General features: G+C 66.6%; 9 protein-coding genes. All 9 read left to right on the top strand.

All coding sequences use genetic code 11. The features are described from left to right. Positions 1 to 862 (top strand): DUF4384 domain-containing protein (locus tag FOY53_RS22185; protein WP_146592478.1); only part of this gene is annotated, 862 nt, incomplete at its 5' end. Positions 863 to 987: 125 nt separating this feature from the next. Then, complete coding sequence (gene tssA, locus FOY53_RS22190; RefSeq protein ID WP_146592479.1) at positions 988 to 2,118, top strand: type VI secretion system protein TssA; 1,131 nt, start codon at positions 988 to 990, stop codon at positions 2,116 to 2,118. A gap of 21 nt (positions 2,119 to 2,139) precedes the next feature. Next, entirely contained in the window at positions 2,140 to 2,676 is a 537-nt protein-coding gene (gene tssB, locus FOY53_RS22195; protein WP_146592480.1) for a type VI secretion system contractile sheath small subunit, read from the top strand. 2 nt (positions 2,677 to 2,678) lie between these two features. After that, positions 2,679 to 4,187, top strand: a complete 1,509-nt coding sequence (gene tssC, locus FOY53_RS22200; RefSeq protein ID WP_186766726.1) for a type VI secretion system contractile sheath large subunit — start codon at positions 2,679 to 2,681, stop codon at positions 4,185 to 4,187. Between the two features lie 35 nt (positions 4,188 to 4,222). Next, positions 4,223 to 4,708 (top strand): Hcp family type VI secretion system effector, encoded by a 486-nt coding sequence (locus FOY53_RS22205; protein ID WP_146592482.1) that lies wholly within the window; start codon positions 4,223 to 4,225, stop codon positions 4,706 to 4,708. Positions 4,709 to 4,728: 20 nt separating this feature from the next. After that, a complete protein-coding gene (gene tssE, locus FOY53_RS22210) occupies positions 4,729 to 5,451 on the top strand; it encodes a type VI secretion system baseplate subunit TssE (RefSeq protein ID WP_246107517.1) in 723 nt (240 codons plus the stop codon). Further along, positions 5,451 to 7,328 carry a type VI secretion system baseplate subunit TssF gene (tssF, locus tag FOY53_RS22215; protein ID WP_146592483.1) on the top strand — a complete coding sequence of 626 codons (1,878 nt, stop codon included), beginning with the start codon at positions 5,451 to 5,453 and terminating at the stop codon, positions 7,326 to 7,328. Before tssE ends, tssF begins: the two co-directional genes overlap by 1 nt. After that, positions 7,292 to 8,338, top strand: coding sequence for a type VI secretion system baseplate subunit TssG (gene tssG, locus FOY53_RS22220; RefSeq protein WP_146592484.1), 1,047 nt, complete (start codon positions 7,292 to 7,294; stop codon positions 8,336 to 8,338). Before tssF ends, tssG begins: the two co-directional genes overlap by 37 nt. Continuing rightward, on the top strand, positions 8,335 to 9,153 hold an 819-nt coding region (locus FOY53_RS22225), incomplete at its 3' end, for an FHA domain-containing protein (RefSeq protein WP_146592485.1). The genes tssG and FOY53_RS22225, both read left to right, overlap by 4 nt.

The raw sequence follows: 9,153 nt of genomic DNA on the forward strand, positions 1-9,153 counted from the left end.
GGCGGCGCGTCCCGCGTCCGCGACGGCCGGCGCGTTGGACAGCGCGGGTACGCTGCTGCGCGCCGGACTGGAGTGGAGCGGCGCGGGCTCGCTGGCGCTGGATCCGCAGAGCCTGGCCACGCTCCAGGCCTTTCTGCAACCGGGTGCGGCGCCGGGGCAGGCGGTGCGCGACGGCATGGCCCGGGCGCTGGCCGCGCCCGACTGCGCCCGGGTGCACACGGCGTTTGACGCCGACAGCGGCACACTGGAACTGCGCGGCCATGTGGCGGCGGCGGCGGACCGTGCGCCGCTGCTGGCCAGTCTGCGCGAACAGATTGGCGGCGCGCTGGAATTGCGCGACCGGTTACAGATTCTGCCGCGCCCGCAATGTGCCCTGCTTGATGCGATTTCGGATCTGGGCCTGCCGCAGTCCGAAGAGCAACTGACCGACAGCGACCTGGTGGGCGAAAATGCCCAGGTGCGGGAATACAGTTTTGACGCGGGTGACCGGCTGGTGATCGACCTCACCGCCCCCGACTATCCGGCCTACGTGCGCGTCGATTATTTCGACGCCAGCGGACAGGTGCTGCATCTGATGCCGAACGAGCGGACACCGCTGCGCCGGTTTGCACCGGGCGAGCCCTTTTCCATCGGGCGGGGCGACGACCTTGACCTGCGGATTGCGCCGCCCTTTGGTCAGGACATCGCCGTAGCCTTTGGCACCAGCCAGCCGCTGACGGAACCGATACGCCCTCTGGTTGAGCCGGCTGAACCCTATCTGGCCGCCCTGCGCGACCGGGTGGCCGCGGCCCGCGCCGCCGACCCGGGGTTTCGCGGCGAATGGGTCTATCTGTTCGTGGCGACCTCGGGCGCGAACCCCTGATCGGTGTGCGAAACCGGGATCGCGGGCGGGGCCGGAGGTATGCCGAACCTGTGGGATTGTTGCCAGAATCAAAATCTTCTGTAACACTCCGACCAGTTGTTTAAGAATTTCAAAAGGCATGAGGCATGGACATTGACCGCCTCCTTGCGACCGTTTCGGACGATCTGCCCTCCGGCGTCGAATTGCGCAACGACGCGCGGTTTCATGCGATTGAACGGCAGATGGCACCGGCGGGCCGCGATGCAAGACTGAATCCGGACGGGTCTGTCAACGACTCGGCAGTGGATGTCGACTGGCAGTCGGTGCTTGATGACGCTGTTGCCCTGGCCCTGGACGGCCGCGACCTGCGGCTTTTGATCATCGTGGTGCGGGGCCTTTACAATCTGGAGGGGTACGCGGGTCTGGCGCAGGGGCTGGAGCTGTTGCGGGCCAGCGTGGCGCAGTTCTGGGACAGCCTGCATCCCGGCCTGCGCGAACGGGACGATGTCCAGGCCGCGGCGCTGCCGCGCCTGAATGCATTGCGCCAGCTCGAGAACGACGACAACGGCCTGCTGGGCGACCTGCGCTTTGGGACCGTGCTGAATCCGCGCGGGCTTGGCCCGGTCAGCGGGAACGATCTCGCCGCGGGGTCGCAGAGCGAATTTGACATGCTCAACAAGGCGGCCAAGGGGCTCAGTCAGGCCGAAAGGGACGCGCTGGTCGCGAAACATGGCCAGAGGGTCAACCGGGTGACGGGCGTGGTCCGCGCCCTGGCTGCCGAAGAGGGCGCGCGCGCCGCCGGGATGATCGCCGCGCTGAAGGCCTGTGATGCCGGCATCGGTGCTCTGATCGCGGCGGTGGACACCGCGGGCGGTTTTGGCGGACAGACCGGGCTGTCGCTGTCCGAACTCAGCAGTTTTCTGGGCCAGTGTCGCAGCACGCTGGAAAAGGCGGTCGCCACCACCGCCGGGGTGGCAGCGCCGGAGACCGAAGACGCCCCGGCCCCGGGGGTGACTGCGCAGGAAGTCCCCGCAGCCCGGGTGAACGGCGCCGCAGCCCCGGGCACCATCAATTCGCGCGGCGATGTCGAAAGCGCGCTGGACCGCATCATCGGATTTTACGAACGCACCGAACCGTCCAGCCCGATCCCGCATCTTGCGCGGCGGATGCGGCGCATGGTGGCCATGGATTTTATCGAACTGATGGAAGAGATCGCGCCGTCGGGGCTCAAGGAATTCCGCAGCGCCGCGGGGGTCGAAGAACCGAAAAAGAAGTGACTTTTACAGGAAGGAATTGGAATGAGCGACAGCAAGCAGAAGGTGATTGAACGAAACCGGGCGCCAAGGGTGCAGATCGCCTATGAAGTCGAACATTACGGCAGCCCCACCACGATCGAACTGCCCTTTGTGATGGGTGTCATGGCAAATCTGGCGGGGGCGTCCGAGACCAAGGAAGCCAAGAAGCCGATCAACGACCGCACCTTTGTCGAGACCGATGCCGGCCGCTTCAGCAAGTTCATGGAAGCGTTGAGCCCCCGGGTCAAGGCGCGGGTCAAGAACACGCTGCCCAGCGACGGCGATGACGCCGAGGAAGAGCTGTTCGTCGACCTTTCCTTCAAGAGCATGAGCGATTTCGCCCCCGACAAGGTGGCCGAACAGGTGCCCGCGCTGGCCGAACTGATGAAGATGCGCAAGCAGCTCGAGGAACTGCTGGGCTACATGGACGGCAAGGTCGACGCCGAAAAGCGCATCGCACAGTTGCTGACCAATGAGCCGCTGCTGGCGCAGGCCGCCGAACAGGCGATGACGGCCACCAAAGCCGAGAAGGAGGGCTGAGCATGGCCGAAGAGGAAAAGCAGGCAGGCGGTGCCGCCGCCGAAGCCGAAGCGATTGACCTGGGCGAATTCAGCGACCTGCTGGAAAAGGATTTCCGCGTCAAGGATTCCGAGGGTGAGAAGCTGCAGGCGCTGGTCGCCAACCTGGCGCTGGCCGCCAAGGAGCGGGCCGGCACCGCGGCGATTTCCGGCAATGCGGTCAAGTCGATCAAGTCGCTGATCGCGGGCATCGACCAGATGCTGACCAAACAGATGAACGAAATCCTGCACGCCCCCGAGGTGCGCGAGATAGAGGGCACCTGGCGGGGCCTGCATTATCTGGTGAACAACACCGAGACCGATCAGAAGCTGAAGATCCGGGTGCTCAACATCAAGAAGGAAGATCTTGGCGATCATCTCGAAGACTACGAAGGCCAGATGTGGGACCAGTCGCCGATCTTCAAGAAGATCTACAGCGACGAGTATTCGATGTTCGGCGGCGAGCCGTTCGGCGCCATCGTCGGGGCCTATGAGTTCAGCCACAAGCCCAAGGATGTGAGCCTGCTGCGCAACCTCAGCGGCATCTGCGCCTCGGCCCATGCGCCGTTCATCGCGGCCGCCGCGCCGCAGCTGTTCCGCATGGAAAGCTGGCAGGAACTGCCCAATCCGCAGGACCTCGAACAGATCGTGAGCAGCCCGGACTATGCCAGCTGGCAGAGCCTGCGCGAAAGCGAGGACGCCCGCTACATCGGGCTGGCGATGCCGCGGGTGCTGGGACGGCTGCCCTACGGCGCCGAGACGATTCCGGTCAAGGGCTTTGACTTCGAAGAAGAGATCGACGGTCAGCATGACCACTACGTCTGGATGAACGCCGCCTTTGCGATGGGGGTGAACATCAACCGCAGCCACAAGATTTCCGGCTGGGGCACCCAGATCCGCGGTGTGGAATCCGGCGGCACGGTGATGAACCTGCCGGTGCACACCTTCCCGACCGACGACGGCTCGGTGTCGATGAAGTGCCCGACCGAGATTGCCATCGACGACCGGCGCGAGGCGGAACTGGCCAAGCTCGGCATGATGCCGATCCTGCACCGCAAGAACACCGATGTCGCCGCCTTCATCGGAGCGCACAGCCTGCAGGATGACGAAACCCGCGCCGGCCGCCTGGTCGACAAGGACGCGCAGGCCAACGAACGGCTGTCGGCCAACCTGCCTTACCTGTTTCCGGTGAGCCGGTTTGCCCACTACCTCAAGGCGATTGCGCGCGACAAGGTCGGCACGTTCAAGGAGCGTGGCGACATGCAGGTTTGGCTCAGCGAGTGGATCAACCGCTACGTGCTGGCCAATCCGGCCATGGCTGACGACAAGGCCAAGGCCAAAAGACCGCTGGCCGCTGCCGAAGTACAGGTGGACAGCGTTGAGGGACGCCCGGGGTATTACAATGCCCGGTTTTTCCTTCGTCCGCATTATCAGCTTGAAGGGATCAATGCGTCGCTTCGTCTGGTGTCGGAACTGCCCTCGGTAAAATCTTGAAACGCATTGATTAAGCAAATGGAGGAATAAGTAAAATGGCTTTGACCGGATATTTGAAGATCCCCGACATTGCAGGGGAATCCCAGCGCGCCGAACATGAGGACGAGATCGATATCTACGACATCCTGTGGAACGTCGAACAGGCTGCCGGGGCCCAGGCCGGCCGAGGCCGGTCCAAGGGGCGGGCGCAGATCTCGGCCCTGCTGATGAAAAAGGCCTATGACGCCTCGTCGCCCTATCTTGCCCTGGCGGCGATGCAGGGCAAATCCTTTGACGAGATCGTCCTGACCGTGCGCAAGGACTCCGGCGACGCGCATCTGGATTACCTGATCATCACCATGGAGAACGCCATCATTTCGCAATACTCGATCGCAGGTGCGGGCGAGGACGAAGGTCAGACGATCATGGAGGACCTGGGCCTTTCGTTCGAAAATGTGAAGATCAAGTATACCGTGCAGGCGGATGACCACTCGGCCGGTGACGAGCACGAGATCGAGTATGACATCGCGGCCGGTGTGTGACCGGCGGGTGATAGCAAACTGTGACTGATCGCGGCGAAGCCCCGTCCGTTTCCCGGCAGGAAGCGGTCCAGCCATCCCTTTGGGACCGGCTGGTTGATGACCTGCCGGGACTCGTGGCGGAATCCGACGCGCTGCGCCGCGATCTTGCCCGGGCCCTGGGCTCGGACGAGGCCGCCGCGGTGCTGATTTCCGGCGGCGCCCGCGCTGTCGAACAGCGCAGCGATCTGGACGAGGACACGCGACTGCTGGCGCATCGGGTGGTGCAGATCCTGGCGCGCCGCAGGCGGCTGGAGGAAAGCGGTATCATTGTGACCGCGGATGTGCTGCGCGAGGCCGTGCGGCGCGACATCGAAATGCTGTTCAACATCGAACGGCTGGAGGCGAATTTCTTGCTGACCGACCGCGAAGCCCTGGACAACCCGAGCCCCGCCAGCCTGCTGGAGGCGTTCCCGGAGGTGCGTTCAAGCGTGGTCAATTATGGCGTGCCGTCGTTCTCGGGGCGGTCGGGATCGGATTTCAACAAGGACGATCTGGCGCGCGAGATCAAGGCGGTGCTGAACATCTACGAGCCGCGGCTCAAGCGCGATTCCGTGCGGGTGCGGGTGCGCACCGGCGAAAAGACCGGGATGCGCATCGACATCGACGGCGTGCTGCTGCTGTCACCGGTACCGGAACGGCTCCGGCTGTCGACCAGCATCGACCTGGACAACGGTCGCGCGCTGACCGCGCTGGAGGAACGCTGATGGATCAGGCGTTTCTGGAATATTACGAAGAAGAGCTGTCGCATATCCGCAGCCTGGCCCAGGAGTTTTCGGCGCTGCATCCCAATGTGGCGCGCAATCTGTCGATGGAGTCGATCCCCTGCCCGGACCCCTATGTCGAGCGGCTGCTCGAAGGGGTGGCGTTCCTGGCGGCGCGCACCCGGCTCAAGGTGGACAGCGAGGCCAGCCGCTATGTGCGCAATCTGATCGACACGCTCTATCCCGATCTGGCCGGACCGGCCCCGGCGATGACCATGGCGCAGATGACGCCGGGGCCGCAGGTGGGGCGGATGCTGGAGGGGCACCGGATGGCGCGCGGCACGCGGCTTCTGTCGGGGCTGCGCGAGGGTCAGCAGACCCGCTGCACCTATACCACGGCGCAACCGGTACAGCTTTGGCCCGTTATGATCGGCGCGGTGAGCTACCTTCAGGATCCGGGGGCGCTGGCCCAGGCCGGGGTGGGGGTCACTGCGGCACGCGGTGCGGCGGCCGGCATCCGGATCACTCTGAAGCGTCAGGGCGCCGGGTCGCTGAGCGAGCTGTCCCTGGACCGGCTGGACCTGTATTTCGGCGCCGGAACCCGTGGCGGCGCGCTGTTCGACGCGGTGTTCGGTTTCGGCACCGGGGCCGTGGCGCGGCCTGCCGATGCCACCACACCCTTTCGCGGCGTCGGCGCGCCGGGCATGGTGGGCATCGACGACGCCGAGGCGCTGCTGCCCCGGGTGCGGGCGTCGTTCGAAGGCTATCGCCTGCTGCGGGAATATTTCCTGATGCCGGAACGGTTCTATTACCTTCGGCTGGACGGGTTGTCGCCGGTGGTCCGCGCCAGCGGTCCCCATGAGGTCGAGATTGTGGTGCTGCTGCGCGAACCGCGGGCGGAACTGTCGGGCATCAGCGCGCAGGATGTCCGCCTGTTCGTCACCCCGCTGGTCAACCTGTTCGAACATGAATGCAACCTGGTCGAACTGCGCACAAACCGCCCGGCCCATATCGTGCAGGCCGACCGCACCCGGCCGCGCGATTACGAGATCTATCGCCTGTTGCGGGTCGAGGATGCCGAGGCGGACGGGCCGCAGGCGCGGATCACACCGCTGTTCTCGACCGAGGCACTGTCGGGCAGCGGCCATGTCTATTCGGCCGACCGCCGCCCGCGCCGCCCCGACACCGAAGAGGTGCGCCGAGGCCAGACCCGCAGCAGTTATGTCGGGGATGACTTCTATATCTCCGTCGGTCGGCCTGCCGGCCGCGGGACAGCCCGGGCCGTGCAGCGGCTGGACGTGCGTGCGTTGTGCACCAACCGCGACCTGCCGATCCTGGACGACATGCCGGTGCTGACGCTGGATTCCGGTGACCCGGTACAGAACGTCACGCTGTTGTCGCCGGTGCGCCGCCCGCGCCCCAGCCTGCGCGCCAGCCTGCCCTCCGGGGCGACGGACGAGCGGCGGATCGACGATCTGACCTGGCGCTGGATATCGCAGCTGAGCCTGAACCATATCAGCCTTGCGGGCGACGAGGCGGGGGCCGAACCGCTGCGCGCCCTGCTCAGGCTCTATGCCGACCGGGGCGATCCCGCGCTGCAACGGCATGGCAACTCTGTGGTGCGTCTGCGGTCGCGTCCGGTGGTGGAACGATTGCAGATCAACGGTCCGCTGTGCTTTGGCCACGGCACCGAGATCACCCTTGATGTCAACGAGACGCTGCTTTCGGGCGGCAGTGCGCTGCTGCTCTCGGCGCTGCTGGCGCGGCTGTTTGCCCGCCATTCCGCGATCAATTCGTTTGTCTGCACCCGCACGCAGCTGACCCAGGCCCAGACGGAGGTGAGATGGCCGATGAGCCCAGGCACACGCGCGCTGATCTGATCGACCCCGCCGGGGCGGTCGGAACAGATTTCTTCGAGCTGCTGCGTCGGCTCGAAACCGCAGAGCTGCGCTTTGGCCGCGCCGGGGGTGCCGGGCGCGAACCGGCGCGGCTGGGCCAGACCGCGCGGCAGTCCTTTGCCGCCAGCGATGTCGCCGGCATGGTGCCCGGCGACGCAGACCGTCCGCCGCAGATCGGTGTCAACGTGCTGGGTCTGATCGGGCCGGAGGGCCCGATGCCGCTGCACATGACCCGCTGGATCCTCGAGCGGCTGTCGAACCGCTGGTTTGCCGGCGACACCGGGGGCGCGACGGCAGACACCTCGTTCCTGGATTTCATCAACCTGCTGCAACACCGGATGATCGGGCTGTACTGGCGCGCCTGGGCCGATGCCCGCCCCGAAGTGTATATCGCCCACGGCGACGGCGGGCGGGTCACGGCGATGATGCGGGCGCTGGCCGGTCTGGGCCTGCCCGGCACCACCAGTGACGACATCCGGCTGGACGGGGCCAAACTGCGCCACGCGACGTCACTGGCGCTGGAGGCACGCAGCCCGGAACGGCTCTGTGCCTTTCTGGAGTCGGTCCTCGCGGTGCCGGTGGCACTGGCGGAATATGTCGGCGTCTGGATCGAGCTGCCACAGCATCTGCAAAGCCGTCTGGGGCTGCAGCACGCCGGACTGGGCACCGGGGCGGTGGTCGGAGGCCGGGTGTTTGACCGGCAGGCCCATGCCGAACTGCGGCTGGGGCCGCTGACGCTGGCGCAGTTCAACGCCTTTCTCGACGACTCTGCCGCACGTGACCGGCTGCGGCAGGCGCTGGTGTTCGCCGCCGGCAAGGACATCGCCTTTGGCCTGCGGCTGGTGCTGGCCGCTGCCGAGGTGCCGCAGGCGCGGCTGGGTCATTGCCAGTTGGGGCGGACCACCTGGCTCAACCCCGATCCGGACCGCGACGCCGACGACCTGCGCTTTTCCAACGTCACCGAGCCCCCCGCCCAAAGGAGCGCCGCATGACCCTGCGCCTTGTCATCGAAGCCGCGCCCGGCCCGCAGACCGTCACCGAACGGGAATTTGACGGCGGTCAGCTGTCGATCGGGCGTGGTGACGATGCCGACTGGCAGCTGACGGATCCGAACGCCTTTGTGTCGCGCCGCCACTGCATCCTGAGCGAAGAGGGCGGTCGGGTGATGGTGACGGATGCGTCTTCGGGCGGGCTGTTCATCGACAATGCCGCCAATCCGGTGGGCCCCGGCAACTCGGTGCCGCTGGAGCCGGGCATGCGGCTGCACATGGGCGATTTCACCCTGCGGATCGAGGCGGCCCGCCCGGCACCGGGCACCGAGGCGCCCAGGCCGCGCCCGGCACCGCGCGGCGGCTTTTTTGCCGATGAGCCGGCCGGCCCGCCGCCCGACCCGCCAGCGCCCCGCCCAGACAGCCTGCCCGATCCGTTCGGGTTGCGCAGCGACGGCAGCACCAGCGAGCGTCACAAGGAAGTCGCGCGCCCGCCGCGCCCGCTGGATCAGGCCGATCCGTTCGGGCTGGACCTGCGGCGCGGTTTCGACAGGGATCCGGCACCTGCGCCGGAACCCGAGCGGCCCGCCGGGGGCGGCGGATATTTCAGCGAGGCGCCCCCGCCCGCCACGCCCCCGTCCGACACGCCGCCGCATAACCCGGCCCCGCCGGCCGCGGACACGCCTGCGCGCAAACCGGACATCTTTGACACCTGGAACACCGGCGCCGAGGCCGCCCCGGTGCCTGCGCCACCCCGGACCGAACCCCCGGCCCCACAAGAGGCCAAACCGCCGCCCGCCGCCGCGCCGCTGACCGCG

Origin of the sequence: Puniceibacterium confluentis (genome assembly GCF_007923445.1) — a bacterium.
Classification (GTDB): Bacteria; Pseudomonadota; Alphaproteobacteria; order Rhodobacterales; family Rhodobacteraceae; genus Puniceibacterium; species Puniceibacterium confluentis.

What these genes read in the sequence shown, in the direction of transcription:
- tssA (WP_146592479.1), top strand. Translation starts at nt 988, where the DNA reads ATGGACATTGACCGCCTCCTTGCGACCGTTTCGGACGATCTGCCCTCC.
- tssB (WP_146592480.1), top strand. Translation starts at nt 2,140, where the DNA reads ATGAGCGACAGCAAGCAGAAGGTGATTGAACGAAACCGGGCGCCAAGG.
- tssC (WP_186766726.1), top strand. Translation starts at nt 2,679, where the DNA reads ATGGCCGAAGAGGAAAAGCAGGCAGGCGGTGCCGCCGCCGAAGCCGAA.
- FOY53_RS22205 (WP_146592482.1), top strand. Translation starts at nt 4,223, where the DNA reads ATGGCTTTGACCGGATATTTGAAGATCCCCGACATTGCAGGGGAATCC.
- tssF (WP_146592483.1), top strand. Translation starts at nt 5,451, where the DNA reads ATGGATCAGGCGTTTCTGGAATATTACGAAGAAGAGCTGTCGCATATC.
- tssG (WP_146592484.1), top strand. Translation starts at nt 7,292, where the DNA reads ATGGCCGATGAGCCCAGGCACACGCGCGCTGATCTGATCGACCCCGCC.